The following is a 258-nucleotide window of genomic DNA, read 5'->3' as shown; positions in this document are numbered from 1 at the left end:
CTTAGGTGTTACTGTAACGTCACCTGTCTTAGGATCTTGTTCCAACTCTACTGTTGGTGTCTTACGAGCTGGTGTTGTTACATCCACTGGTTGTGATGGTTTCTTGTTAGGTTCTGTTACTGTTCCTGTACCTGGGACATCTTGCTTAGGAAGGTTGTCATTTGGCACTTCACCTGAACCATTGTCACCAATTGTTACTGTGATTGTTGTTCCATTTTCTCCTGGAATTTCTACCTTAGTTCCTGGTGGGTATGTTGA

At 43.0% G+C, this 258-nt stretch carries 1 protein-coding gene; it reads right to left on the bottom strand.

What is annotated here, in order from left to right; all coding sequences use genetic code 11:
• The coding region (locus ADI86_RS11885) for a hypothetical protein (RefSeq protein ID WP_049531924.1) at positions 1 to 258 on the bottom strand (258 nt) is incomplete at both ends.

This window comes from Streptococcus pseudopneumoniae, assembly GCF_001074975.1.
GTDB classification, from domain to species: Bacteria; Bacillota; Bacilli; order Lactobacillales; family Streptococcaceae; genus Streptococcus; species Streptococcus pseudopneumoniae_D.
The sequence above is the reverse complement of the archived record's forward strand: the minus strand, read 5'-3'. Positions and strand labels throughout refer to the sequence as shown.